This is a genomic window from Pseudomonas sp. B16120, from assembly GCF_044218845.1.
GTDB classification, from domain to species: Bacteria; Pseudomonadota; Gammaproteobacteria; order Pseudomonadales; family Pseudomonadaceae; genus Aquipseudomonas; species Aquipseudomonas paracarnis.
This window is the reverse complement of record NZ_CP162588.1, coordinates 1,199,599-1,225,761: the sequence shown is the minus strand read 5'-3', so window position 1 is coordinate 1,225,761 and position 26,163 is coordinate 1,199,599. Positions and strand designations below refer to the sequence as shown.

At 60.2% G+C, this 26,163-nt stretch carries 19 protein-coding genes; 10 read left to right on the top strand and 9 right to left on the bottom strand.

Features of this window, described 5'->3' with window-relative positions; translation table 11 throughout:
• Window position 1: 1 nt before the first annotated feature.
• The 3 genes from AB4P90_RS05910 to AB4P90_RS05900 all read right to left on the bottom strand — a co-directional run bounded on the left by AB4P90_RS05910 (window position 2) and on the right by AB4P90_RS05900 (window position 3,395).
• Window positions 2-1,099: an amino acid ABC transporter permease gene (locus AB4P90_RS05910; protein WP_014717022.1), complete on the bottom strand. Its 1,098-nt coding sequence runs from the start codon at window positions 1,097-1,099 to the stop codon at window positions 2-4.
• 10 nt (window positions 1,100-1,109) lie between these two features.
• Window positions 1,110-2,291 carry an amino acid ABC transporter permease gene (locus AB4P90_RS05905; protein WP_019817630.1) on the bottom strand — a complete coding sequence of 394 codons (1,182 nt, stop codon included), beginning with the start codon at window positions 2,289-2,291 and terminating at the stop codon, window positions 1,110-1,112.
• Window positions 2,292-2,363: 72 nt separating this feature from the next.
• Window positions 2,364-3,395, bottom strand: a complete 1,032-nt coding sequence (locus tag AB4P90_RS05900) for an amino acid ABC transporter substrate-binding protein (RefSeq protein WP_014717020.1) — start codon at window positions 3,393-3,395, stop codon at window positions 2,364-2,366.
• A gap of 346 nt (window positions 3,396-3,741) precedes the next feature.
• Between AB4P90_RS05900 and AB4P90_RS05895 the strand changes: the two genes are divergently transcribed.
• The gene (locus tag AB4P90_RS05895) at window positions 3,742-4,398 is read left to right on the top strand and encodes an alpha/beta hydrolase (protein ID WP_014717019.1); all 657 of its coding nucleotides are present in this window, start codon (window positions 3,742-3,744) and stop codon (window positions 4,396-4,398) included.
• Window positions 4,399-4,493: 95 nt separating this feature from the next.
• The gene (gene rhlB, locus AB4P90_RS05890; protein WP_014717018.1) at window positions 4,494-5,960 is read left to right on the top strand and encodes an ATP-dependent RNA helicase RhlB; all 1,467 of its coding nucleotides are present in this window, start codon (window positions 4,494-4,496) and stop codon (window positions 5,958-5,960) included.
• Between the two features lie 128 nt (window positions 5,961-6,088).
• Here the strand turns inward: rhlB and moaE are convergent, their stop codons facing one another.
• From moaE to AB4P90_RS05860, 6 genes are all read right to left on the bottom strand, one after another.
• Window positions 6,089-6,538: a molybdopterin synthase catalytic subunit MoaE gene (gene moaE, locus AB4P90_RS05885; protein WP_395605734.1), complete on the bottom strand. Its 450-nt coding sequence runs from the start codon at window positions 6,536-6,538 to the stop codon at window positions 6,089-6,091.
• A 2-nt stretch (window positions 6,539-6,540) separates the two neighbouring features.
• Entirely contained in the window at window positions 6,541-6,783 is a 243-nt protein-coding gene (moaD, locus tag AB4P90_RS05880) for a molybdopterin converting factor subunit 1 (protein ID WP_014717016.1), read from the bottom strand.
• Window positions 6,780-7,253 (bottom strand): cyclic pyranopterin monophosphate synthase MoaC, encoded by a 474-nt coding sequence (gene moaC / locus AB4P90_RS05875; protein WP_137270399.1) that lies wholly within the window; start codon window positions 7,251-7,253, stop codon window positions 6,780-6,782. Before moaC ends, moaD begins: the two co-directional genes overlap by 4 nt.
• A gap of 109 nt (window positions 7,254-7,362) precedes the next feature.
• Window positions 7,363-11,091, bottom strand: a complete 3,729-nt coding sequence (locus AB4P90_RS05870) for an autotransporter domain-containing protein (RefSeq protein WP_395605733.1) — start codon at window positions 11,089-11,091, stop codon at window positions 7,363-7,365.
• 295 nt (window positions 11,092-11,386) lie between these two features.
• Entirely contained in the window at window positions 11,387-12,781 is a 1,395-nt protein-coding gene (locus AB4P90_RS05865) for a PhoH family protein (RefSeq protein WP_003188745.1), read from the bottom strand.
• A 340-nt stretch (window positions 12,782-13,121) separates the two neighbouring features.
• The gene (locus AB4P90_RS05860; protein ID WP_288855017.1) at window positions 13,122-14,246 is read right to left on the bottom strand and encodes a polysaccharide deacetylase family protein; all 1,125 of its coding nucleotides are present in this window, start codon (window positions 14,244-14,246) and stop codon (window positions 13,122-13,124) included.
• A 120-nt stretch (window positions 14,247-14,366) separates the two neighbouring features.
• Between AB4P90_RS05860 and yaaA the strand changes: the two genes are divergently transcribed.
• The 8 genes from yaaA (at window position 14,367) to AB4P90_RS05820 (ending at window position 26,157) form a co-directional block, all read left to right on the top strand.
• Window positions 14,367-15,146 carry a peroxide stress protein YaaA gene (yaaA, locus tag AB4P90_RS05855; RefSeq protein ID WP_014717011.1) on the top strand — a complete coding sequence of 260 codons (780 nt, stop codon included), beginning with the start codon at window positions 14,367-14,369 and terminating at the stop codon, window positions 15,144-15,146.
• 878 nt (window positions 15,147-16,024) lie between these two features.
• Window positions 16,025-17,341, top strand: a complete 1,317-nt coding sequence (locus tag AB4P90_RS05850; RefSeq protein ID WP_014717010.1) for a nucleotide sugar dehydrogenase — start codon at window positions 16,025-16,027, stop codon at window positions 17,339-17,341.
• A gap of 83 nt (window positions 17,342-17,424) precedes the next feature.
• On the top strand, window positions 17,425-18,906 hold the full coding sequence (gene alg8, locus AB4P90_RS05845) for a mannuronan synthase (RefSeq protein ID WP_003188740.1): 1,482 nt from the start codon (window positions 17,425-17,427) through the stop codon (window positions 18,904-18,906).
• 37 nt (window positions 18,907-18,943) lie between these two features.
• Window positions 18,944-20,110 carry an alginate biosynthesis protein Alg44 gene (locus AB4P90_RS05840; RefSeq protein WP_014717008.1) on the top strand — a complete coding sequence of 389 codons (1,167 nt, stop codon included), beginning with the start codon at window positions 18,944-18,946 and terminating at the stop codon, window positions 20,108-20,110.
• A gap of 110 nt (window positions 20,111-20,220) precedes the next feature.
• Entirely contained in the window at window positions 20,221-21,642 is a 1,422-nt protein-coding gene (algK, locus tag AB4P90_RS05835) for an alginate biosynthesis TPR repeat lipoprotein AlgK (protein ID WP_051661130.1), read from the top strand.
• On the top strand, window positions 21,639-23,129 hold the full coding sequence (locus AB4P90_RS05830) for an alginate export family protein (RefSeq protein ID WP_038448984.1): 1,491 nt from the start codon (window positions 21,639-21,641) through the stop codon (window positions 23,127-23,129). The genes algK and AB4P90_RS05830 overlap by 4 nt, the downstream gene beginning before the upstream one ends.
• Window positions 23,129-24,697: a mannuronan 5-epimerase AlgG gene (gene algG / locus AB4P90_RS05825; protein WP_038448982.1), complete on the top strand. Its 1,569-nt coding sequence runs from the start codon at window positions 23,129-23,131 to the stop codon at window positions 24,695-24,697. Before AB4P90_RS05830 ends, algG begins: the two co-directional genes overlap by 1 nt.
• Before the next feature lie 11 nt (window positions 24,698-24,708).
• Window positions 24,709-26,157: an alginate O-acetyltransferase gene (locus AB4P90_RS05820; protein ID WP_395605732.1), complete on the top strand. Its 1,449-nt coding sequence runs from the start codon at window positions 24,709-24,711 to the stop codon at window positions 26,155-26,157.
• Window positions 26,158-26,163 lie beyond the last annotated feature (6 nt).

Genomic DNA, 26,163 nt, shown 5'->3' with positions numbered 1-26,163 from the left:
CCTAACGCTTGTGGCCTGTGTCGAGCTTGCGTTCCAGATGCATGGAATAGCGCGACATACCAAAACAGAAAATCCAGAACACCAGGGCGGCGAACACGTAGCCTTCAGTGGCCATGCCCAGCCATTTGGGGTCGGCGGCGGCTTGCTTGACGCTGTTGAGCAGGTCGAACAGGCCGATGATGATCACGAGGCTGGTGTCCTTGAACAGGGCGATGAAGGTGTTGACGATCCCTGGGATCACCATCTTCAAGGCCTGCGGCAAGATCACCAGGCCCATGCTGCGCCAGTAGCCCAGTCCCATCGCCGCAGCGGCTTCGTATTGGCCCTTGGGAATCGCCTGCAAACCACCGCGCACCACTTCGGCCACATAGGCCGACTGGAACAGGATCACACCGATCAGCGCCCGCAGCAGCTTGTCGAAGTTCATGCCTTCAGGCAGGAACAGCGGCAGCATCACCGACGACATGAACAGCACGGTGATCAACGGCACGCCGCGCCAGAACTCGATGAAGGTCACGCAGACCACCCGAATGGCGGGCATGTTCGAACGCCGTCCCAGCGCCAGCACAATGCCCAGCGGCAAGGCGCCGGCAATGCCCACGGTGGCGATCACCAGGGTCAGCATCAGGCCGCCCCATTGGCTGGTCGCCACATTACTCAGGCCGAACACGCCGCCGTGCAGCAAGCAGTAGGCGATGATCGGGTACAACACCAGAAAGCCCAGGCCGTAGATCGCCTTGCGAGGGAAACGCGAGATGAACAACGGCGCCACGCCCACGATGGCCAGCCACACCGTCATGTCCACGCGCCAGCGCAGGTCGACGGGGTAGTAGCCATACATGAACTGCCCGAAGCGCTGTTGGATAAACACCCAGCAGGCGCCCTCCTTGGTGCAGTCGGCGCGGGTGGTGCCCACCCAGTTGGCATCGAGGATGGCCCAGTGCAGGATCGGTGGCACCACCAGGTACACCAGGTAGATCGCCAGCAAGGTCAGCAGTGTATTGAGCCAGCTCGAGAACAAGTTGGCGCGCATCCAGGCCACCGGCCCGAAGACTTTGCTCGGCGGTGGCATGTCAGGTTTGAACGTATGCGTAGTCATGGGTGTGTCCTCACCGCTCGATCAGCGCAATGCGCTTGTTGTACCAGTTCATCAGCAGGGAAATGCTGATACTGATCGCCAGGTACACGCTCATGGTGATGGCAATGACTTCAATGGCCTGGCCGGTCTGGTTGAGCACCGTGCCGGCAAACAGCGAAACCATTTCCGGATAACCGATACCGGCGGCCAACGACGAGTTTTTCGCCAGGTTCAGGTATTGGCTGGTCAGCGGCGGAATGATCACGCGCAGCGCTTGCGGGATGATGACCTTGCGCAGCGTCGGCCCCGGGCGCAGGCCCAGTGAACGTGCCGCTTCGGTCTGGCCATGGCTGACGGACTTGATGCCCGAGCGCACGATCTCCGCAATGAACGCCGCCGTGTACACAGTCAACGCCAGGGTCAACGCCAGCAACTCTGGGATCAGCACCCAGCCACCGACGAAGTTGAAGCCCGCAAGCTTGGGCATTTCCCAATGCAATGGCGTACCGAAGATCAACACGCACAACGCCGGGATCACCACCAGCAGCGCCAGGCCCGCCCAGAATTTATGGAAGGGAACCCCCGTCGCTTCAAAGCGCTTGTTGGCCCAGCGGGTCATCAGCACGATGGCAACGATGGCGACCACCAGGCTGGTGACAAACGGCCAGAACCCGTCGGAGGCCAGCGCTGCCGGCATGTTCAGGCCACGGCTGCTGACAAAGAAGGTGTCACCGAAGTTATGGCTGTTGCGCGGCCCTGGCATGGTCAGGAACACCGCGAAGTACCAGAACAGGATCTGCAACAGCGGCGGAATATTGCGGAACACCTCCACGTACACCGTCGCCAGCTTGTTGATCATCCAGTTGGGCGACAAGCGCGCCACGCCGATGATGAAGCCGAGCAGGGTTGCCAGCACCACACCGATGACGGTCACCAGCAAAGTGTTGAGCAGGCCGATGACAAACACCCGGGCATAGCTGTCCGATTCGGTGTAGTCGATCAAGTGCTGCGCGATGCCGAAGCCGGCACTGCGCTCAAGAAAGTCGAAACCCGAGGTGATGCCCCGGTGTTGCAGGTTGGTCTGGGTGTTATGGAACAGGTACCAGCCCAGCGAGACCACCGCCACGATCGTGATGATCTGGAACAGCCACGCACGCACTTTGGGGTCGCTGAAGCTGAGCTTCTGCTTGGGTGCGCCGATTTTATTTTGCATGAAGTGCCCCGAAAATAATGGAACAGAACATCACCCGGCAGTTGGCCTACCGGGTGACAGAACCATCAGCGATCAGCGCACAGGGGGTGCGTATTGAATGCCGCCGTTGTTCCACAGGGCGTTCAGGCCACGGTCGATTTCCAGCGGCGTGCTCTTGCCCAGGTTGCGCTCGAACATCTCGCCGTAGTTACCCACTTGCTTGACGATCTGTACCACCCAGTCCTTCTTCACTTTCAGGTCTTTGCCGTATTCGCCGTCGGCACCGAGCAGACGCGCAACGTCCGGGTTCTTGGTGGCCTTGGCTTCAGCCTCGACGTTCTTGGAGGTCACACCGGCCTCTTCCGCGTTGAGCATGGCGTAGCCCACCCAGCGCACGATGGCCAGCCACTCGTCATCGCCGTTACGCACGACCGGGCCCAGGGGCTCCTTGGAAATGGTTTCCGGCAGCACCACGTAGTCTTTCGGCGAGGCCAGCTTGCTGCGCTGGGCGAACAGCTGGGACTTGTCGGAAGTCAGTACGTCGCAACGCCCGGATTCCAGCGACTTGGCGCTTTCATCGGAGGTGTCGAAGGTGATCGGGGTGTATTTGAGGTTGTTGGCGCGGAAATAGTCGGAAACGTTCAGCTCGGTGGTGGTACCGGCCTGGATGCAGATGGTTGCACCATCCAGTTCCTTGGCACTTTTCACGCCCAGCTTGTTGTTCACCAGAAAGCCAATGCCGTCGTAGTAGGTAATGAAGCCCGGGAATTTCAGGCCCATGCCCGCGTCGCGCGAGCTGGTCATGGTGGTGTTGCGCGACAGGATGTCGACTTCGCCGGATTGAAGCGCGGTGAAACGCTCCTTGGCGTTCAACTGGCTGAACTTGACCTTGGTGGCATCGCCAAATACGGCAGCCGCCACCGCGCGGCAATAGTCAGCGTCGATCCCGAGGATCTTGCCGCTGGCATCCGGCACCGAGAAACCCGGCAGGCCGTCACTCACACCGCACTGCACAAAGCCTTTCTTCTGCACGGCGTCCAGGGTGGCGCCCGCGTGGGCAAAACCACTGACACCCAGTACAGCCGCCGCAGAGACGATGGCCAGGGTGGATTTCAATACCTTCATTACAAACCTCCAATTGCTCTTGTTGTGTCGGAGCTCCAACCTCAGCGCACCCTTATGAGGCGATATCGACCCGTGTTGGTTTTTTTTGGGGCCAAGCAGCATGAGGTTTTTGCGGTAATTCCAGTTGCTTTCCCACAGGCGGCAGTCACTGATAGTGTTACCGTCCTAGGAGAGTTCTGACATCGAGCTACACATAGCAAGGCGCGTACCAGAGTCTTGGTCGAGTGGCTGCAACTGCGGTTACATGGCAAAAGATTCAGCCTTGCGACATTCTCTTAACAGATCAACCTGTTGCGCACCGTTCCGACGCACCTCATCGGAGCGCCCGCACATCTATGGAGCAGACATGACCGAACCCTTGATTCTTCAGCCCGCCAAGCCCGCAGACGCCTGCGTTATCTGGTTGCATGGCCTGGGCGCCGATCGCTACGACTTCTTGCCGGTGGCCGAAGCCCTGCAGGAAACCCTGCTGACCACCCGCTTCGTTTTGCCCCAGGCACCTACGCGTCCGGTGACCATTAATGGTGGCTACGAGATGCCTAGCTGGTACGACATCAAGGCCATGAGCCCGGCCCGTTCGATCAGCCTGGAAGAACTGGAAGCGTCGGCAAAAATGGTCACCGACCTGATCGAGGCGCAACAGAGAACCGGAATAGACACCTCGCGAATTTTCCTCGCCGGTTTTTCTCAAGGTGGCGCGGTGGTCTTCCACACCGCGTTTAAGAAATGGGAGGGCCCCTTGGGCGGTGTGATCGCCCTCTCCACCTATGCGCCCACCTTCGATAATGAGCTGGAATTATCCGCCAGCCAGCAACGCATCCCCACGCTGTGCCTGCACGGCCAGTACGACGAAGTGGTACAAAACGCCATGGGCCGCAGCGCCTACGAGCATTTGAAGGGCCGTGGTGTCACCGTGACATGGCAGGAATACCCAATGGGCCACGAAGTGTTACCCCAAGAGATACACGATATTGGCACCTGGCTGACTGAACGCCTGCGCTGAACCCCGTGTTTATGTAGCCGTATGACAGACGCACTACGCCGCGCTCGATTCTTGCATTACACTGGCCGGCGTACATTCCTTAACCAATTAATGAGATGACCGTGCTCAAAGCACTCAAGAAGATGTTCGGCAAAAGCGAGGCTGAGCCGCTCGCGCCTGTTCCCAGTGCTCCTGCCCCCAAGCCCGGCAACCGCAATGACGGTCAACAGCCCGGCCGGAACGCACCCGCCGCCTCACCTAGCAAAACCACGGTGACGCCGCCTGAACAGGTAAAGCCTGCCGAGCCCGCCCCGACGCCTGTGGCCAAGCCCCGTCGCGAACGTGCGCCCAAGCCGCCCGTGACCCCCTGGAAACTCGAAGACTTCGTCGTCGAACCCCAGGAAGGCAAGACCCGCTTCCACGATTTCAAACTGGCCCCGGAACTGATGCACGCCATCCAGGACCTGGGTTTCCCGTACTGCACGCCCATCCAGGCGCAAGTGCTGGGCTTCACCCTCGCGGGCAAAGACGCCATCGGCCGCGCCCAGACCGGCACCGGCAAGACCGCCGCGTTCCTGATCTCGATCATCACCCAACTGCTGCAAACGCCGCCGCCCAAAGAGCGCTACATGGGTGAACCGCGTGCGCTGATCATCGCCCCGACCCGGGAGCTGGTGGTGCAGATCGCCAAGGACGCCGCCGACCTGACCAAGTACACCGGCCTCAACGTCATGACGTTCGTGGGCGGCATGGATTTCGACAAGCAGCTCAAGCACCTTGAAGCCCGTCACTGCGACATCCTCGTCGCCACCCCGGGCCGCCTGCTCGACTTCAACCAGCGTGGCGACGTACATCTGGACATGGTCGAAGTGATGGTACTGGACGAAGCCGACCGCATGCTCGACATGGGCTTTATCCCGCAAGTACGCCAGATCATTCGTCAGACGCCGCCGAAAGCCGAGCGCCAGACCCTGCTGTTCTCCGCGACTTTCACCGAAGACGTGATGAACCTCGCCAAGCAGTGGACCACCGACCCATCCATCGTCGAGATCGAAGCACTCAACGTCGCCAGCGAAAACGTCGAGCAACATATCTACGCCGTCGCCGGTGCCGACAAGTACAAGCTGCTCTACAACCTGGTCAACGACAACGGTTGGGAACGCGTGATGGTCTTCGCCAACCGCAAGGACGAGGTGCGCCGCATCGAAGAACGCCTGGTGCGCGACGGCGTCAACGCTGCGCAACTGTCGGGTGATGTACCGCAGCACAAGCGCATCAAGACCCTGGAAGGCTTTCGCGAAGGCAAGATCCGCGTGTTGGTAGCCACCGACGTGGCCGGTCGCGGTATTCACATCGACGGCATCAGCCACGTGATCAACTTCACCCTGCCGGAAGTGCCGGACGACTACGTGCACCGCATTGGCCGTACCGGACGTGCCGGGGCTGCGGGTGTGTCGATCAGCTTTGCAGGGGAAGATGACTCGTACCAGCTGCCATCCATCGAGGCGTTGCTGGGGCGCAAGATCAGCTGTGAGACGCCGCCGACGCACTTGCTGCGGGCTGTAGAACGCAAACGCCCCTGATACAGGAATGCGATAAAAAAATGTGGGAGCTGGCTTGCCTGCGATGCAGACACCTCGGTTTTTCAGTCACTCCGAGTGATGCTATCGCAGGCAAGCCAGCTCCCACATTGGTTTCTGCGTCTGGCTGGCTACTTCCAGCGATCCGCTGCGGCGTGGTCACTGCTGCGCCCTTCTACCCAACGCGGCCCCTCGCTGGTGTTTTCCTTCTTCCAGAACGGCGCCCGCGTCTTCAAGTAATCCATCACAAATGCGCAGGCATCAAACGCCGCCTGCCGGTGCGCGCTGGCCGCGCCGACAAACACAATCGGCTCGCCCGGTTCCAGCGTGCCGATACGGTGCAGCACCTCCAGCTTGAGCAACGGCCAGCGCTGTTCGGCTTCCACGGCGATCTTGGCCAGGGCTTTTTCGGTCATGCCGGGGTAGTGTTCAAGAAACATCCCCGACACCTCGCGCCCGTCATTGAAGTCGCGTACATAGCCGACAAAGCTCACCACCGCGCCCACGCCCACGTTGGCCGCGTGCATGGCGTTGACTTCGGCACCTGGATCAAAGGCTTCGACCAGCACACGAATGGCCATGATCAGCCTCCGGTCACGGGTGGGAAGAAGGCGACTTCATCGCCGGCTTGCACCGGCTCGTCCAGGCTGCACAACTCCTCGTTGCGCGCACACATCAGGCTCGCTTCGTTGAGCACGGCGAATTCCGGATCAGCAGCCAGCGCGAGGCGCACGGCGTCAACAGTGGCAAACTCACCTTCCATCTCCAGCGAATCGAAGCCCACCGCTTCGGCGTAGCGCGCAAAAAACAGTACGTTGATACTCATTGCTCATCCGCCTTGAAATGCCCGCTCTTACCGCCCAGCTTTTCCAGCAGGCGAATACTCTCAATGGTCATGCCGCGATCCACCGCCTTGCACATGTCGTAAATCGTCAGTGCGGCGACGCTGGCGGCGGTCAGGGCTTCCATCTCAACGCCGGTCTGCCCGGAGAGTTTGCAGCGCGCCACGATACGAACCGCGTCTGTGCCGTCGGCACTCAGCTCCACCTTGACGCCGGTGAGCATCAACGGGTGGCACAGAGGGATCAAGTCACTGGTTTTTTTCGCTGCCTGGATCCCGGCAATGCGGGCCACGGCAAACACGTCGCCTTTGGGGTGGGCGCCGTCGACAATCATTTGCAGGGTGGCGGGCAGCATGCGCACCCGCGCTTGCGCCACGGCCTCACGGAACGTCACGGTTTTGTCGGTGACGTCGACCATGTGGGCGCGACCTTGGGAATCGAGATGAGTCAGCACAGCAATACTCCTGATCAGGAGCAGCGATTGTAAACCTGTGGGTCAAAATTTGCGCAGGGCTGTTTATCCCATCCTGTAGGAGCGAGCTTGCTCGCTCCTACATTCAAGGTTAGAACCGGAAAGTAAACCCGGCATTGATGCCGTTATTGTTCCCTCGGTTGGAGAGCAAGCCGCTGTAGTTCAACGACACCAAGGTGTCCTGGGTCAGGGCCATTTCCGCACTGGCTTTGATCACCGCGCCATCCCTCGCCACAGGCACGCTGTTGACGGCGAAGGCCGTGTCACTACCGGCAAACTTCAGAGAAGCTTCACGATCGATGTCACCAAACTGGTGCTCCCACCCCAGCTCACCGCGCAGGGTCACCGCCGAGGTGGACGTGAGTGGCAACTGAGTATGGCCACGCACGCCCAGGGTGGAGAGCGTCGCGTCCTGGCTTTGCTGGCTGGCATGCAAGGCTGCAGCACCGCCTTTTTCCTTGAACGAGTCGCTTTGATAGTTCAGATACGTGAGGTTGGCGAAGGGTTCAAGCACGCGCCATTGGGTGTAGCCGATCTCGGCAAACACTTGGTCGGTGCGCGCGTTGTAGTCGGCTTTGGCATGGTCCGACTGATTGGCATAGGCCACCCGACGCGAAGTGTCCAGACGGTGCCAGGTGCTGGCACCGCCCAGGCGCAGGGCAATCGCCTCGAAGCGTTTGCCGCCGTAGACCGACAGGTGATAGTTGTCGCTGTCGGCCGACGCCGACTGGCCGTTAAGGTGGCTTTGGGTGTAACCGGTCGCCGCCCCCAGACGCCAGCCGTCGTTCACCTCGGTGTCCAGGCCCAGCAGTACGCCGCTGGTGGACGAGGAGTAGCCGCTGGCGTTGTTGTCACCACTGACGTTGTTGCGTCCACCGAGTAGCTGTACCCAACCGCCGTTGTCACGGCTGTCGATCTGCGCGCTGGAGTCCAGTGCCTGCGCCTGTTGCAGGCGAGCGTTGACCGCTTCACGCAGGTAGCGGCTGTCAGCCATTTGCGCTGCGGCCACGTCCGAATGCAATTGCCCTGAAAGTTGCTTGAAGCCCTGCCGCGCCTGGGCGGCGGAATCCGACGCCAACAGGCTTTCGTAGACCGGGCTGCCAGCGCCCAATGTCTCGGCCACCGTCGCCACCGCTCGCTCATTGCGGGTTTGCGCGACACTGGCGAAGGTGGTCTGGTTGCGGGCTATCGCCAGGGTCAATTGGTTCGGTTGATAGTTGAGCGCAGTGCCTATGAACAGGTAGTTGGGGGCAAACGCTGCAAACTGCCCCTGGATACCTTGGCTGGCACTGAGGATATTGAACTGCTGGCCCAGCAAGCTGCGCGCCTCGGTGGCGGTCAACAGGTTGGGGCTGTTCTCCAGGGACACGTTCACCACACCGCCATTGAGGGTCGCCACCCCGCTGCTCTGCAACTGGTCGCTGCGGCCATCGGCCCCGACTTCGACGGCATACACCGAACCCGGGTTGAACGTGACATCGCCGGTGCGCAGTGTGCCAATCGAATGCCCCGGGGCCACTCGCCCACCGTTGTTGACGGTCAAGGCGCCCACCGTGCCGTTGCCGGCCAGGGTGCCGCCCAGTGTGGTCATCACGCCGTTATCGGCATTGCGCGTGCCTACGGCGCTGCTATCTACCGTCACGGCAGAGGTCAATGCGCCGTCCACCGACAATTTGCCTCCGCGCACCCAGGTACTGCCCGAATAGCTGTTCTGGCCTTCCAGCACCAACTCGCCATCCCCGGACTTGACCAGGCTACCGACGTAGGTGCTGCCGGTGAGCACGTCCTGGCCGCGGGTGAGTGTTGCCTGCTCCCGGGCATGACCAATGTCGTATTCAAACTGATCGTCGGCCGAGGCATTGGCGGGCAGGCCATCGAGCCAGCCTTTTTGCTGCTTGGTGGCGGCCCAGGTCGCCTGTTCGGCAGCGTCTTCTACGCGACGGGCGCGAATGGCCTCATCGGAAATCGGGTTGGCCCAGATATCGCGGGTACCGCTGGGCAACGCCACTGCTACCGCACCGAGGAACTGCCCCGGCCCTTGCATAGCTTTTTGCAGGTTGGGCAAGCCCCAGCCACTGACCACACCTGGTACTTGTGGGACACCCGGCGCGGCATCATGCACCGGTTGCAGGTTGTCATAGGTGCGGCCTCCGGTCAGCTCGCCAACCGGCGTGTCCGGGCCATCCGGCGCCTGCAGGCTGGAGGTGGTCAGCAACACGTCCCGCGCCTGGCTGGACGTCATATAGGGGAAGCGCTGCATCACCAACGCCAGGGCTCCGGAAACGCTCGGCGCGGCGGCCGAGGTGCCGTTGGCATTCGGGATAATTTCGCCCTCGGGGCCGGCGGACGGGATGCCCGACACGCCCATCACGCACCACCACTTGGAGGTACCGCAACGGTTGTAGACCTGGGCGCTGGTCTCGTCGTAGCCGGTGATGGAGAGGAACTTAGCTTCGATATCCGGCTTGAAAAACGGCAGGTTCGCATTGGTGTCCGGGTTGGCACCGTGGCTGTCGTTGCCCGCAGAGATGATCTGGATGAACGTGTTTTGCCGGGCCGCATCGGCCATGGCGTCCATCCAGGTTTTCTGCCCGGCGTGGGCTTTGTCCCAGAACGGGCGATAGGCGGCGGTCATGTCGCGCAGGTTCTGCGCGGCGCTGTCGCCGACGTTGCCGAAGTGGTTCTCCACGTCATTACGCGAGCTCTGCCCCCAGCTCTGGTTGACGATCGCCACGTTCTTCGCCGCCAGGGCGTTGTAGCTGGCCATGAATGCGTTGTAGTCGAGGTCGTTGGAGCCTTGGTAGCGGTCGTTGTCGCTGCCGCCGGTGTTAGCGACAAACAGATTGGCGTCGAAGGCAATGCCGTGCATACCGGTGCCGTCGCGGTTGGCGGCCAGCACCCCGGACATTTCTGTGCCATGCCCGTCGTTGAACGCGGGGTCGTATTCCCCTGGGATGCTGAAATGTTCGCCCTGCTTGAACTCGCCGCTGGGCACTTCAAGGCGGTAGCGCGGGTGGGTGGCGTAGTACTCGCCCGTGGAGGTTACCGCCTGCACCCGGTCCTGGCCCTGAGCGTTCTTGCCCTGGAATTCGGAGTGTCCGGTGAGGATGCCCGAGTCCAGCACGCCAACATTGACCCCCTTGCCAGTGATGCCCAGGGCATAGGCGTAATACGCGTTGGTGCGGTCCAGGCCGGAGTTGACCTGGGCTTCCGGGGTCTTCCAGGTTTGCGCGTTGGCGCTCCAGTCACGGGTTGCCCCAGCCCAGGACTGGCCTGCGTTCAACTGCCCGCTGAGGTTGCTGCTAACGCCCGGCTCGACGTAAGTGTAAGGCTTGGCGGCCGGCAGGTTGGCGATAATGGCTTTGGAAAAGTCGAGGATATTGGTGGTGTAACGGCCGCTGTTGCTGAACAGCCGGCTGCGGTAGTAATCCAGGCGCGAGGCATAGTCCAGTGGCCGCCGGGTGTCGCCGAGCATGGCGGCGATGGTCAGGTTTTCGGGTTGTAGCTCGTAGTTTTGCTTGAGGGCCGAATCGAACTTGCCGGACTGGGCGGCGAAATCCTTGGCCGCGAGATCGACGATATCCGCGTAGGCAAACCTGAGGTTTTTGTACACGGCAGTCTCAGGGCCGAATGAGGCGACGGCTGTCCTGAACGCCGACTCCAATACCTGCGGGGTGTAAGGGTTATCGTCTGCCCTGGCCATGGAACCGTGGCCCAGCCATAACGCCAGGCCGAGTGCTATGGGTGTGAGGGGGATGGTCTTGAAACGGGGGGTACGATTGCGTTGCGACACAGTGAAGCCATTACCTGCTACGTCCATTTTCCTTTCCCTTTGGATATGTGCGTCATCAATGAGCGGTGTTTCGGGCTTTTGTAATAGGCAGGGTCACGGTGAAAACCCTGGACAGGTTTTCCAAGCGTTCGTCGAATCAAGGAGGTGGCGTTCCGACGGGGTCAAGCAGTGTTCTTATTGTTTTTACCGCAGAAAAAATGTAACAAAATAATTACAGAAACCACAAGCACCCAGGACGCGTTAACGCAGGCAAATGTCGCACATAACAAAAACCCCGGATTTCGTGAAAAATCCAGGGCTTTTCGCAGCGGGTTCAGCGTAGTTACAGATGGGACTCGGCGTATTCAGCCAGGATCGAACGCGGTACCCCTTGCAGCGCAATGTGCACGCCGTTCGGGAAGTCCTTGAAGCGTTCCGTCAGGTAAGTCAGCCCGGAGCTGGTCGCGGACAGGTAAGGGGTGTCGATCTGCGCCAGGTTGCCCAGGCACACCACTTTGGAACCGGCGCCGGCACGGGTGATGATGGTTTTCATCTGGTGCGGTGTGAGGTTCTGGCATTCATCGATCAGAATCAGGCTCTGCTGGAAGCTGCGACCTCGGATGTAGTTGAGGGATTTGAACTGCAACGGCACTTTGCTGAGGATGTAGTCGACGCTGCCATGGGTGTTTTCGTCATCCATGTGCAAGGCTTCGAGGTTGTCGGTAATCGCCCCCAGCCACGGCTCCATTTTTTCCGCCTCGGTACCGGGCAGAAAGCCGATTTCCTGGTCCAGGCCCTGCACGCTGCGGGTGGCGATGATGCGGCGATAGCGTTTGGTGACCATGGTCTGTTCGATGGCGGCGGCCAGGGCCAGGATGGTTTTGCCCGAACCTGCGGCGCCGGTGAGGTTGACCAGGTGAATGTCCGGATCGAGCAGCGCATACAGCGCCAGGCTCTGGTAGATATCACGCGGTTTCAGGCCCCAGGCTTCCTGGTGCAACAGGGGTTCCTGATGCAGGTCGAGGATCAGCAACTTGTCGACCTGGATCTCTTTGATCCAGCCCACGAAGCCCTGTTCATCGACGATAAACTCATTGATATGCACGGCCGGCAGGTTGTCGATCAGCTGTACCTGATGCCAGGTGCGGCCGTGGTCCTGACGGGTTTCGACCTTGCTCACACGGTCCCAGAACGAACCGGTCATCATGTGATAACCACGGGACAACATCGACACATCGTCGACCAGTTGGTCGGTACTGTAGTCCTCGGCAGCGATCCCACACGCTCGTGCCTTGAGGCGCATATTGATGTCTTTGGTCACCAGCACCACGCGCAGGTCCTTGTCGCGGGCGTGCAGGTCGATCAATTGGTTGATGATTTTGTTGTCGTTCAGGTTTTCCGGCAGCAGGCTGTTGGGCTCGCTGCGCTTGCTCATCAGGATCGACAGCAAGCCCTTCGGGCCGCCCTTGCCACGCTGGATCGGTACGCCGACTTCAACGTCCTCGGGCGAGGCTTCACCCAGGGTCTTGTCGATCAGGCGGATGGCCTGGCGGCATTCGGCGGCAACGCTGTGGTGGCCGCTTTTGAGTTTGTCGAGTTCCTCAAGCACGATCATCGGGATGGCGACGTGGTGTTCTTCGAAGTTCAGCAGTGCGTTTGGATCGTGGATCAATACGTTGGTATCAAGCACATAAAGGATTGGCTGGTCGGAAGAAGGGTTACGTCCATGATCATCCATACTCGGTCACCTTTGTGGGAGCCATTCGACGCAATACCTGGGCGGTGCTGCGCCTCGATTCGACCACCGATTGCACCTTGAACAAGGTCAAGTGCAGTGCCCACAGGAGGAGTCTTGGAAGACGCCACCTGTGCTGCAGGTTTCGGCGATCTGACTTCGTAATACCGCAAAACCAATGACAGGAAAAAGCACTTTGACGTTTTTTTGAAGTTTATTTTTCAGGATGACGAATAGCACTAGCCGAGTGCCATGTACCCCGTTAAAGTCGGAAGTCCGCCTGCATCGAAATGTCGTAGCAAATCACCCCGAAAACACCCCATCGCCAGCAAAACCGGGCACTTCATCGAAATGCCTCGCGACACTCCTGCCAACCCAAGCCACTCTGCGTCGTTGCCTGCAATACCATCGGCAATGCCACCCGCGCCTTGTCCTGGGTGTCATGAAACACGATCACGCCTTTGCGCCATAGCAGCATCAACGTCAGCACCCGTTGCGCCGACTCATCGGCCTTGAGCTTGCCCGGCTCGTCCTGGGAATCGATGTCCCATAACGCCACTTGCAGGCCCTGTTGCTGGAAGAAGCCCTGGCTGTCCGCGCGGCGCTGCCCATACGGTGGGCGGAACAAGGGCACATAGTTTTCCGGCATCAGGTTCTGTACCAGCCCGGCACTGCGGGTGATGGAGCTTTGCCAGTCAACCCAATGGCTATGGGAACGGTATTGCCACCCCTGAAGCCCCACGCACTGTCCTTGGTACAGCGCCTGCACATCGGCGGCGGAACTGCGCTCCACACGGGTTTGCAAGCTGCTGCCAAGGACAAAGAACGTCGCGTTCATCTTTTGCTTGCGCAGGTAATCGGTGAGCCAGTCGGTATTGCCGCTGACAGGTGCAGGGCCACCGTCGAAGGTCAGTAAAAACATCCGGTCATTGAGTTCATCACCGTTGCGCTCATGATCGCCAAAGCGCGCCACTTCACTGCTGATCTGCGGAAACAGCGCGGCCTTGCGCAATAACTCGTCCAGATAGCGTTCGTGAAAGTGCCGACTGGGGGCAGCCCAGCCTATATAGAAAGAGTTGTCACTGACCTCGAACTTGCCGGCCTGCTCGCGCAGATCGTCCATGTTTTCCACCAGGTAGCAGAACGAGGCATCTGCTTCGCAGCTCTGCTGGGCGAATGTGTAGTTCTCCAACAGCCGTTGCCAGAGCTGGCGACGCAGGTCATCGATGGCGGCCAGGTTGATGATCTTCAGCCCCAGCCGTTGCTTAAGCGCGGTTTCGTCCTGGGCTTCGCTGGCGATTAAACCATGGGCAAACATCAGGATTTCCGCCCGCGAAGCCACATCGAACAGCGCCGGGCTGGCGAGTTTTTCCGGCCAGGTACCACGGTCCAGGCTGGCGACATCCACCGGCGCGGCCTGGGCATTCAGGCACAGCAGGCAAGCGGACAATAAAAGCGCTAATCGCACACGGGGTCTCCCTCTACAGAGTTACCGCCCATCATAGCGGATCGCATCTATCGCCATCATAGGTGGAGTCAAAACGCCCCAACCCCTAGAATCTCGCCCACGATTCCAGGAGCCAACTTCATGCTGATGGTGATTTCCCCCGCCAAAACCCTCGACTTCGAGTCCAAGCCGGTCACTGCACGCTTCACCCAGCCGCAGTACCTGGACCACTCCCAGGAACTGATCGAGCAACTGCGCGAACTGAGCCCGGCGCAAATCAGTGAGTTGATGCATGTCTCCGACAAGATCGGTGGCCTCAACGCCGCGCGCTTCGGCAGTTGGACACCGGCCTTCACTCCGGCCAACGCCAAGCAGGCGCTGCTGGCGTTCAAGGGCGATGTGTATACCGGCCTGAATGCCGAGACTTTCAGCGATGCCGATTTCAGCTATGCCCAGGACCATCTGCGTATGCTCTCGGGCCTGTACGGCCTGCTGCGTCCGCTGGACCTGATGATGCCGTATCGCCTGGAGATGGGCACCAAGCTGGCCAACGCCCGCGGCAAGGACCTTTACGCGTTCTGGGGCACACGCATCAGCGAATGGTTGAATGAGGCCCTGGCCGAACAAGGCGACGATGTGCTGCTTAACCTGGCCTCCAATGAGTACTTCTCGGCAGTCAAGCGCACGGCCTTGAACGCGCGGATCATCAATACCGAGTTCAAGGACCTGAAGAACGGTCAGTACAAGATCATCAGCTTCTACGCCAAAAAGGCCCGAGGCATGATGAGCCGTTTTGTGATTGAAGAACGCATCAACGACCCGGCCAAGCTCAAGCAGTTCGATGTGCAGGGTTATCGCTTCAATGCGGAGCAATCCAAGCCGGATAACCTAGTGTTTTTGCGCGATCACGCACCGGAATAAGGCCTGTACAGCCACCAACATCAACTGTGGGAGCTGGCTTGCCTGCGATAGCGGAGGGTCAGCCGACTCACATGTCGCTGATACACCGCTATCGCAGGCAAGCCAGCTCCCACATTTTTTGCCTGCATTCCACCCCATCCATCGTCATTTATTTGGCGCCAGAAAAACATCCAGACACAACCCTAACGATTTCTTCACTCGACACCCGTCGGTTTTTTTCGTAGTGGCACCACTTTTTTTAAACGGTAGTGGCACAAAACTATCCCCTCGCACCAACTCCCCATAACTACTGGCCTAAATAGCAAGTGCTATCAATATAGTACCAGTGCCATCTTTTCTAATATTTCAAAAAATTTCGGGAAAGGGGATGAGTGGCCCGGAACTTCGTCCTGAAGCACCGCTCATACCACCGGTAACGAAATTCTCTGCTTACGTAAGAGATGACTTACATAGCGACCAACGGAAGTAGCCAAGTTGTCATAAAGCACTTTGGTTCTATGGTCATAACATCAACTGATCGAGTTAAGGGTGGCGATAAGTACGCATTGCTATCCCCTGCAGGCCAAGGCAGCGCTGACCTAAATGAGCCCGTGCAAACACACAAGGCATTGATAAAAAAGGCATTTTGCCTGCATCAAAACCTTGCCGCACCGGCGCCGGAGCCTTCCTCCAAGGAAGCACGGCTGCATTTCAGGGCAAGCCCCAATAATAAGGCCTCGTTGCGCACAACTTGAGTGCAATAGTTAGTCACTCGTTATTCAACATGCCTGCACGCGGTAAGTCGGCGTCTATTCGCCTAACTTTCGCGGCATCAGTGACGCTTGCAAACATGAACTCCGGCCATTTAATGGCATGAATTAAACAAAGAGGTAATTGCGATGCGCATCAGCATATTTGGTTTGGGTTACGTTGGCGCAGTGTGTGCCGGTTGCCTGTCTGCCCGTGGCCACGAAGTGGTCGGCGTAGACATTTCCAAGGAAAAGATCGACCTGATCAATGCCGGTAAGTCGCCGATTGTTGAACCGGGTCTGGGCGAGCTGTTGAGCCAGGGTATCCAGACGGGCCGACTGCGTGGCACTACCAACTTCGCCGAGGCGATTCGCGATACCGACCTGTCGATGATTTGCGTCGGCACGCCAAGCAAGAAGAACGGTGACCTGGAACTGAACTACATCGAGTCGGTATGCCGCGAGATCGGTTTTGTGCTGCGTGACAAGACCACCCGCCACACCATCGTGGTGCGCAGCACCGTACTGCCGGGCACCGTCGCCAACGTGGTAATCCCGATCCTGGAAGATTGCTCCGGCAAGAAAGCCGGCGTCGACTTCGGCGTTGCGGTCAACCCCGAATTCCTGCGTGAATCCACTGCCATCGCCGACTACGACCTGCCACCGATGACCGTTATCGGCGAGTTTGATAAAGCCTCCGGCGATGTGCTGCAATCGCTGTACGAAGAACTCGACGCGCCGATCATCCGCAAGGACATCGCCGTTGCCGAAATGATCAAGTACACCTGCAACGTATGGCACGCCACCAAAGTCACCTTCGCCAACGAGATCGGCAACATCGCCAAGGCCGTCGGCGTTGACGGTCGTGAAGTGATGGAAGTGGTCTGCCAGGACAAGACCCTCAACCTGTCCCAGTACTACATGCGCCCAGGTTTCGCTTTCGGCGGTTCGTGCCTGCCCAAAGACGTGCGTGCCCTCACCTACCGCGCCGGCTCCCTGGACGTGGAAGCACCGCTGCTCAACTCGCTGATGCGCAGCAACGAGTCCCAGGTACAGAACGCCTTCGACATCGTCTCCAGCCACGACAAACGCAAAGTTGCGCTGCTGGGTCTGAGCTTCAAGGCCGGCACCGATGACCTGCGTGAAAGCCCCCTGGTAGAGCTGGCAGAAATGCTGATCGGCAAGGGCTACGACCTGAGCATCTACGACAGCAACGTCGAATACGCCCGCGTGCACGGCGCGAACAAGGACTACATCGAAGGCAAAATCCCGCACGTGTCGTCCCTGCTCAACTCGGATTTCGATGATGTGATCAACAACTCCGACGTGATCATCCTCGGTAACCGTGACGAGAAGTTCCGTGCCCTGGCGCATAACGCTCCGGAAGGCAAGCAAGTGGTCGACCTGGTGGGCTTCATGTCCAAGGCCACCAGCGTGAGCGGCCGTACCGAAGGTATTTGCTGGTAACAGCAACGGCAAGTTTCAGGCTGCCAGTGGCTTTATCCCCAGCGCTTGCAGCCTGAAGCCTCCTCACCTTGCGGATGACGCTTATGTCCAAGTTAAAACATGTATTTCTGCAATCGGCCGGCTGGCTGTTCTTTCTCAGCCTGCTGATGGGTCTCGCCCTGCTGTTGCCGGCGAGTACCTTCGATTCGCAATCGAAGAATTTTATTTTCCTGATTGGCGCTGTGGGTATCTGGCGCTACTCGATGGGCGCGACGCATTTCTTTCGCGGCATGCTGTTTCTCTACGTGGTGTACCCGCACCTGCGCCGCAAAGTGCGCAAGCTGGGCAAGGCCGCCGACCCGTCCCATGTGTTCCTGATGGTCACCAGTTTTCGTATCGATGCGCTGACCACCGCACAGGTCTACAGCTCGGTGATTCGTGAAGCCATCGACTGCGGCTTTCCCACCACCGTGGTGTGCTCGCTGGTGGAAATGTCCGATGAGCTGCTGGTGAAAAGCCTTTGGGAAAAGCTCAACCCGCCGGCTCACGTCAAGCTCGACTTCGTGCGCATCGCCGGTACCGGCAAACGCGACGGCCTGGCGTTTGGTTTCCGCGCCATCTCCCGCCACCTGCCGGACGATCGCGCCGTGGTGGCCGTGATCGATGGCGACACCGTGCTCGCCGAAGGCGTAGTGCGCAAGACCGTGCCGTGGTTCCAGCTGTTCGGCAATGTCGGTGGCCTGACCACCAACGAATTCTGCGAAGTGCGCGGCGGCTACATCATGAGCGAGTGGCACAAGCTGCGCTTTGCCCAACGCCACATCAACATGTGCTCCATGGCCCTGTCCAAGCGCGTGCTGACCATGACCGGGCGCATGTCGGTATTCCGCGCCAGCGTAGTGACTGACCCGGGCTTTATCGCCGATGTGGAAAGCGACTCGCTGCAACACTGGCGCCTGGGCCGCTTCAAGTTCCTCACCGGCGATGACAAGTCCAGCTGGTTCAGCCTGATGCGCCTGGGCTACGACACCTTCTACGTGCCGGACGCCGCCATCAACACCGTGGAACACCCGCCGGAAAAGAGCTTTATCAAGGCCAGCCGCAAACTGATGTTCCGCTGGTACGGCAACAACTTGCGCCAGAACTCCCGTGCCCTCGGCCTGGGCGTGCGTCGCCTGGGCCTGTTCACCAGCGTGGTGCTGTTCGACCAGCGCGTGTCGATGTGGACCTCCCTGCTCGGCCTGACCGTAGCGATGATTGCCACTTTCAAGTACGGCGGCGCCTTCATCCTCGCCTACCTGCTGTGGATCGGCATCACCCGCCTGATCCTCACCCTGCTGCTGTCGTGCTCCGGCCACAAGATCGGCCCGGCCTACCCGCTGATTCTCTATTACAACCAGATCATGGGCGCGTTGGTGAAGATCTACGTGTTCTTCCGCCTTGATCAACAGTCCTGGACCCGCCAGGACACCAAACTGACCCGCGATTTGGCCAGCTTTCAACGTTGGTTCAACACCTGGTCGTCTCGGACCATGACCTTCTCCGCCGGCAGCATCTTCGTTGCCGTGTTGCTGATGATGGTCTGACCCTGCCAAGCCTGAATTAACTAGGAAATCGAATACTATGAACAGCCAAGTAAACGCCAACGTTGTCCACGAATCCGAAGCCCAGCGCCAACACGCCCGGGTGAAAATCCCGGCCAAGCTGCGCTTCTTCAACAGTGACCGCACGCCGACCGAAGCAAAGGTTATCGACCTGTCCGCCGGCGGCCTGGCCTTCACCGCCACCCAGCCGCTCACCATCGGCCAAGTGCACAAGGGCCGCCTGCAGTTCGTGATCGACAACCTCGGCCTGGCCATGGACGTGGAGCTGCAGATCCGCTCCTACGACCGCCAGACCGGCCGCACCGGCTGCCAGTTCCAGAACCTCGATGCCCAGGATATTTCTACCCTGCGTCACCTGATCACTTCGCACCTGTCCGGCGACATCGTGACCATGGGCGACGTACTCGCGACCCTGCAACGCGACAACTTCACCAAGGCACGCAAGGTCAAGGACGGCGGCAGCGGCATGACTGCGTTCGGTCGCCTGCGCGCCGTGACATTCAGCCTGGCGATCTTTTTGGTCGGCCTGGCAGCCTTCGGCTTTGTGGTCAAGTCGCTCTACGGCATGTACTTCGTCAGCCACGCCCAGGCCGGCCTCGTCAGCGTACCGGGCATGAACGTGACCATGCCCCGTGACGGCACCGTGCAGAGCCTGCTCAAAGGTGATTCGGTTGCGGCCAAGGGCGCGCCACTGGCGACGTTCAGCACCAGTATGCTCGACGTACTCAAGGGCCACCTGGACGAAGACCAACTGCAACCGGCCAAGGTTGAAGAGCTGTTCGGCAAGCAAATGACCGGCACCCTGACTTCGCCGTGCGACTGCGTGGTCGCCCAGCAACTGGTCGCCGACGGCCAGTACGCCAGCAAGGGCGATGTGATCTTCCAACTGGTGCCACGCGGCAGCCAGGCCAATGTGGAAGCGCGCTTCAGCTATCGCCAGTTCGGTGATGTGCGCCCAGGTACCCCGGTGAGCTTCCAGGTCGCCGACGAAGAACAGGTTCGCACCGGCACCATCGTCAGCAGCACCAGCCTGAACAGCGCCGACCTGTCCTCTGACATCCGTGTGCAGATCAAGCCCGACGCACCGCTGGACAGCACCTACGCCGGCCGCCCGGTGGAAGTCACCAGCGACCGTGGCCCATCGCTGAACTGGCTGATCGACAAAGCCATGGCTCACGGTCTGTAAGCGAGGACATGCCTGTGAACTCTATTCCAACAACACCGCTGACCTCTGTGGGAGCCGGGCTTGCCCGCGATGCAGGCGACTCGGTGCATCAGTTGCACCGCAGCGATGCCATCGCAGGCAAGCCAGCTCCCACACAGAGCAAATTTCACCTGGCCTCTGCGTACTGCGCGCTGGCACTGGCCGTAAGCCTGGCCGGTTGCGCCGGCCTGCCCGACCAGCGCCTGGCCAATGAAGCGCTGAAACGCGGCGACACCGTCACCGCCCAGCAGAATTACCAGCAACTGGCGGAACTGGGCTACAGCGAGGCCCAGGTGGGCCTGGCCGATATCCAGGTCGGCACCCGCGACCCAGCGCAAATCAAGCAGGCCGAAGCCACCTACCGTGCGGCCGCAGACACCTCGCCCCGCGCCCAGGCACGCCTGGGTCGCCTGTTGGCGGCCAAGCCGGGCGCCACTGAGGCCGAGCACCATGAAGCCGAAAGCCTACTGAAAAAAGCCTTTGCCAATGGCGAAGGCAACACCTTGATCCCGCTGGCGATGCTGTACCTGCAATACCCCCACAGCTTCCCCAATGTGAATGCCCAACAGCAGATCAGCCAATGGCAGGCGGCGGGTTACCCGGAGGCCGGCCTGGCCCAGGTGCTGCTGTATCGCACGCAGGGTACCTACGACCAGCATCTGGATGATGTGGAGCGCATCTGCAAAGCCGCGCTGAACACCACCGATATCTGCTACGTCGAACTGGCCACGGTCTATCAGAAAAAACAGCAGCCGGAACAACAGGCCGAACTGCTCAAGCAAATGGAAGCAGGCGTAAGCCGTGGCACCGTCACCGCCCAGCGCGTCGACAGCGTCGCCCGCGTACTCGGCGATGCCACCCTCGGTACCCCGGACGAGAAAACCGCCCAGGCGTTGCTGGAAAAAATCGCCCCCGGCTACCCGGCGTCCTGGGTCAGCCTGGCGCAACTGCTCTACGACTTCCCCGAACTGGGCGATGTCGAGCAGATGATGAAGTACTTGGACAACGGCCGCGCCGCCGACCAGCCACGCGCCGAATTGCTGCTGGGCAAGCTCTACTACGAAGGTAAGTGGGTGCCCGCCGATGCCAAGGCCGCCGAGGCGCATTTCGAAAAAGCCGTGGGCCGTGAAGTGGCCGCCGATTACTACCTCGGCCAGATCTACCGCCGTGGCTACCTGGGCAAGGTTTACCCGCAAAAAGCCCTGGACCACCTGCTGACCGCAGCGCGCAACGGCCAGAACAGCGCCGACTTCGCCATTGCCCAACTGTTTTCCCAAGGCAAGGGCACCAAGCCCGACCCATTGAACGCCTATGTCTTCAGCCAGTTGGCCAAGGCCCAGGACACGCCAGAAGCCAATGACCTGGCCACCCAGCTCGAAGCGCCGCTGACGCCTGCGCAACGCGCCGAAGGCCAACGCCTGGTGCAACAGGAACTGGCCGCCCGCGGCACCCTGGCCCAAAGCACGCTGCAACTGCACGCCCTGCAAGAAGAAGACGGCGAGGAATCCCTATGAAGCTCAACCCATTCGTCAAGGCCGGTATCGGCCTGTCCTTCGCCCTGCTGTGGTCGTGCCCGACCCTGGCCGCGCTCACCGAAGCGAAGAACTTCGGCCTGGAAGTCAAAGCCACCGCGCAGTCTGAAGACGACCGCGACCTGGGCACCCAGAAAGGCGGCGACGTCAACGGCATCGGCCTCGACCTGCGCCCCTGGATCTACGGCGAAAGCGGCGCGTGGAGCGCCTACGCCATGGGCCAGGCAGTGGTGTCCAGCGACATCATCGAGACCGACACCCTGCAACAGTCGGCCGATGACACCACCGAGCAGCAGTCGAGCAACGACGACCGCAAGGCCAAGAAAAACTACCTGGCCCTGCGTGAGTTCTGGGTCGGCTACAGCGGCTTCACGCCCTACCCCGGCGAGATCCTCAAGTTCGGCCGCCAGCGCCTGCGCAATGACGACGGCCAGTGGCGCGACACCAACATCGAAGCGTTGAACTGGACCTTCGACACCACCTTGCTCAAGGCCAATGTCGGCGCCGCCGAACGCTTCAGCGAATACCGCACCGACCTTAAGGAATTGTCGCCGGTCGACAAGGACCGCCAGCACTTCTACGCCGACGCCGCCTACCAGTGGACACCGGGCCAGTGGATCGGCCTGCGCGGCCACCACACCCACGACGACGGCAAGCTCGACTACGCCGAACCGGGTGTGGCCAGCGACCCGCTGGACAAGCGCGAAAACGGCGACCTCACCTGGCTGGGCATCGAAGCCAATAGCGACGCCTACAACTGGCGCAACACCAACACCGTCAACTACTGGGCGAGCATCACCGGCATGAAAGGCGACCGCGACAAGGTCAACGCCTTGAACGCCGACGGCAGCCGCCCCACCTCCGCCAAACGCAGCGATGACGCCAGCGGCTGGGCCACCGATATCGGCGTGCGCCTGCGCCTGGATCCGCAGTGGCAAGTGGGTGCCGCGTACTCGCGCGCCAGTGCCGAGTACGAACAGAACGGCCTGCAAAGCAACCGTTCGAATTGGACCGGCACCCAGTCCCGTGTGCATCGCTTTGGTGAAGCGTTTCGCGGCGAAATGAACAACATGCAGTCCATGAGCCTGTTCGGTTCCTGGCAGCTGCGCGAGGACTATGACGCCAGCCTGGTGTACCACAAGTTCTGGCGCGTGGACGGCAACAAGCCGGTGGGCAGCAACGGCATCGACGCGGTGCAGAACAACACCGATGACGTCACCGGCGCGATCCTCTCCAGCACCTCCCTGCCGTTGGAAGACGGCAAGAAAGACCTCGGCCAAGAAATGGACCTGGTGGTCACCAAGTACTTCAAGAAAGGCTTGCTGCCAGCGGCGCTGAGCCAGTCGATCGACGAGCCTTCAGCCCTGGTGCGTTTGCGTGCCGGCGTGTTCAAGCCCGGCGATGCCTATGGCAGCCAGGTCGACTCCTACATGCACCGCGCGTTTGTCGACGTGGTCTGGAAATTCTGATGGGAGCCTGCGCCATGAATGCTCAAAGCCTACTCGTCGCGGCAATGCTGATGGCCAGCGCCACAGCGTTTGCCGATACGGCGGCCAAGGCGCCGATCATCGCCAAGGAACTGCAACAGGCCAAAACCTACACCATCTCCAGCCCGCCCACCGCGCCGCTGGAAATGGCCAAGCCGGCGCTGCCCGACCTGTCGGGCTACACCGCGCAGGCGATGGAAAAGAAAATCGTCAAGACCAAGGCGGGCAAAATCAGCATCCGCCGCATGATGCAAGAAGACGCGCTCAAGGACTTTATCGGCGGCGATAACAAGATGGCCGAATGGGTGGTGCGCCAGCATGGCATTCCCCAGGCGATCTTCGTCGATGACGGCTACATGAACCTCAAGGACCTGCTGGGCAAGGTGCCTAAGCAGTACTTCAGCGAAACGTCGCCGGGTGTCTTTTTGGCCAAGCTGCCGATCGTGGTCGGTCGCAAGGGCATCCTCGATATCGACAAAAATACCCAGGAACTGCGCCTGTCCCAACAAGCCGGTTCGTTTTTGATCAACGACGGCCAGCTGTTCGTGCGCGACACCAAGGTCACCGGCTGGGATGAAAAAACCAATGGCCCGGCGCTGTTCAAGTCAGCCAAGGAATTCCGCCCATTCCTGCTGGCCTGGGGCGGCACCGAGACCTACATCTCCAAGACCAAGATGGCCAGCTTCGGCTACGCCAACAGTAAGTCGTACGGGGTGAGTATTTCCCAGTACACGCCGAACATGGCCAAGGTGCTCAAGCGCCCCGAGCCGACCGGTTGGATCATCGACTCCGAGTTCTCGGACATGTGGTACGGCTTCTACTGCTACGAGACCACGGGCTTTGTGATCAAGGGCAATACCTACAAAGACAACATCGTCTACGGCATTGACCCCCATGACCGTTCTCACGGCCTGATCATCGCGGACAACACCGTGTACGGCACCAAGAAGAAGCACGGCATCATCATTTCCCGGGAAGTGAATGACAGCTTCATCTTCAACAACCGCAGCTATGACAACAAGCTTTCGGGCCTGGTGATCGACCGTAACAGCGTGAACAACCTGATCGCCGACAACGAGATCTACCGCAACCACACCGACGGCATCACCCTCTATGAGAGCGGCGACAACCTGCTGTGGGGCAACAAGGTGATCAGCAACCGTCGCCACGGGATCCGCGTGCGTAACAGCGTGAACATCAAGCTCTACGAAAACACCTCGATGGCCAACGGGCTGACCGGCGTGTACGGCCACATCAAGGACTTGACCGACACCGACCGCGACATCGCCCTCGACCCGTTCGACGCCAAGGTCTCGCTGATCGTGGTCGGCGGTGAACTGGCGGGTAACGGCAGCGGGCCGCTGTCCATCGACTCGCCGTTGAGTATCGAGCTGTATCGCGTGTCGATGCTGGCGCCGACCAAATCCAGCGGCATCAGCTTCTCCGGCATCCTGGGCGACCGCCAGGAAGAAATTCTCGACCTGCTGGTGCGCCAGCAGAAAGCCGTGCTGATCGACCCCGTCGAACGCCAGACCGAATTGCAGGACTGAGGATGACCCTTATGCACCCACACATGATCAAACTGCTGAGCCTCTCGGGTCTGACCCTCGGCCTGCTGGCGGCCAGCCAGGGCGTACGCGCCGATGAAGTCAAAGCTCCTACCTTCACCGCTGAAACCTGCTGCAGCCTGTGCCCGGCCGCCCATGACGCGAAAAACTACACCACGCGCTACCAGCAGAACTTCACCACCCTGGTGCAAGCCCAGGGCGACTGGCTGTTCCGTACCCAGGAAGACCTGCGCACCGAGTTCGACACCACCCCGGCCGGCTACAAGCGCATGCAGCAGCTGCACGATGCGTTCAAGAGCAAGGGCGTGGAACTGGTGGTGGTCTACCAGCCAACCCGTGGCCTGGTGAACCGCAACAAGCTCAACCCCGCGGAGAAAGCCTCGTTCGATTTCGACAAGGCCTTGGGCAACTACAAGAGCATGCTCGGCCGCTTCGCCAAGATGGGCTACGTGGTACCAGACCTGTCGCCGCTGACCAACGAACAACTGCCGGATGAATTGCCAGCCCACGATTTCTATTTCCGTGGCGACCAGCATTGGACTCCGTACGGCGCCCAGCGCACCGCGAAAATCGTCGCGGCCAAGGTCAAGCAGATGCCGGAATATGCCGAGATTCCCAAGCGTGAGTTCGAGACCAAGCGCTCGGGCCGCATGGGCAAGACCGGCACCCTGCACAACATGGCCGGGCAACTGTGTGGCACCAGCTATGCGATCCAGTACATGGACCAGTTCACCACCGAGCCCAAGGGCGAAGCCGGCGACGGCGACCTGTTCGGCGATTCGGGCAACCCGCAGATCACCCTGGTGGGCACCAGCCACAGCGGCAAGAACTACAACTTCGCCGGTTTCCTGGAAGAGGAAATCGGGGCCGACATCCTCAACGTCGCCTTCCCCGGCGGTGGCCTGGAAGGTTCGATGCTGCAGTACCTGGGCAGCGACGAATTCCAGAAGACCCCGCCGAAGATCCTGATCTGGGAATTCTCGCCGCTGTACCGTCTCGACCAGGAAACCATCTACCGCCAGATGATGGCGCTGCTGGACAACGGTTGCGAAGGCAAGACCGCGCAGATGTCGGCCAGCACCACGCTCAAACCGGGCAAAAACGAACTGATGGTCAACAGCGCGAACAAAGACCTGCGCAACGCCAACCATCAGGTCGATATCCGCTTCGCCGATCCGTCGGTGAAAACCTTGCAAGCCACCCTCTGGTACATGAACGGGCGCCACGAGGACATCAAGATCGAGAAACCCGAAACATCCGATACAGACGGGCGTTTCGCCTTTGAACTGCGCACCGATGAAGACTGGGCCTCGCAGAACTTGCTGGCCGTGGAAGTGCAGGGCCCCGAAGCGGGCGCTGCGGCGCAGAAGGTTGAAGCGAAAATTTGCACACGCAACGTATTCCCAAGCGGTGGTCAGCAGACCGCCCAACTCGGGAAGTGAGGTTAC

Excerpts from the sequence above, each read along its gene's own strand:
- AB4P90_RS05910 (WP_014717022.1), bottom strand. The coding sequence starts at position 1,099 with ATGACTACGCATACGTTCAAACCTGACATGCCACCGCCGAGCAAAGTC.
- AB4P90_RS05905 (WP_019817630.1), bottom strand. The coding sequence starts at position 2,291 with ATGCAAAATAAAATCGGCGCACCCAAGCAGAAGCTCAGCTTCAGCGAC.
- AB4P90_RS05900 (WP_014717020.1), bottom strand. The coding sequence starts at position 3,395 with ATGAAGGTATTGAAATCCACCCTGGCCATCGTCTCTGCGGCGGCTGTA.
- AB4P90_RS05895 (WP_014717019.1), top strand. The coding sequence starts at position 3,742 with ATGACCGAACCCTTGATTCTTCAGCCCGCCAAGCCCGCAGACGCCTGC.
- rhlB (WP_014717018.1), top strand. The coding sequence starts at position 4,494 with ATGACCGTGCTCAAAGCACTCAAGAAGATGTTCGGCAAAAGCGAGGCT.
- moaE (WP_395605734.1), bottom strand. The coding sequence starts at position 6,538 with ATGGCCATTCGTGTGCTGGTCGAAGCCTTTGATCCAGGTGCCGAAGTC.
- moaD (WP_014717016.1), bottom strand. The coding sequence starts at position 6,783 with ATGAGTATCAACGTACTGTTTTTTGCGCGCTACGCCGAAGCGGTGGGC.
- AB4P90_RS05870 (WP_395605733.1), bottom strand. The coding sequence starts at position 11,091 with ATGGACGTAGCAGGTAATGGCTTCACTGTGTCGCAACGCAATCGTACC.
- AB4P90_RS05865 (WP_003188745.1), bottom strand. The coding sequence starts at position 12,781 with ATGGATGATCATGGACGTAACCCTTCTTCCGACCAGCCAATCCTTTAT.
- yaaA (WP_014717011.1), top strand. The coding sequence starts at position 14,367 with ATGCTGATGGTGATTTCCCCCGCCAAAACCCTCGACTTCGAGTCCAAG.
- AB4P90_RS05850 (WP_014717010.1), top strand. The coding sequence starts at position 16,025 with ATGCGCATCAGCATATTTGGTTTGGGTTACGTTGGCGCAGTGTGTGCC.
- alg8 (WP_003188740.1), top strand. The coding sequence starts at position 17,425 with ATGTCCAAGTTAAAACATGTATTTCTGCAATCGGCCGGCTGGCTGTTC.
- AB4P90_RS05840 (WP_014717008.1), top strand. The coding sequence starts at position 18,944 with ATGAACAGCCAAGTAAACGCCAACGTTGTCCACGAATCCGAAGCCCAG.
- AB4P90_RS05830 (WP_038448984.1), top strand. The coding sequence starts at position 21,639 with ATGAAGCTCAACCCATTCGTCAAGGCCGGTATCGGCCTGTCCTTCGCC.
- algG (WP_038448982.1), top strand. The coding sequence starts at position 23,129 with ATGGGAGCCTGCGCCATGAATGCTCAAAGCCTACTCGTCGCGGCAATG.
- AB4P90_RS05820 (WP_395605732.1), top strand. The coding sequence starts at position 24,709 with ATGCACCCACACATGATCAAACTGCTGAGCCTCTCGGGTCTGACCCTC.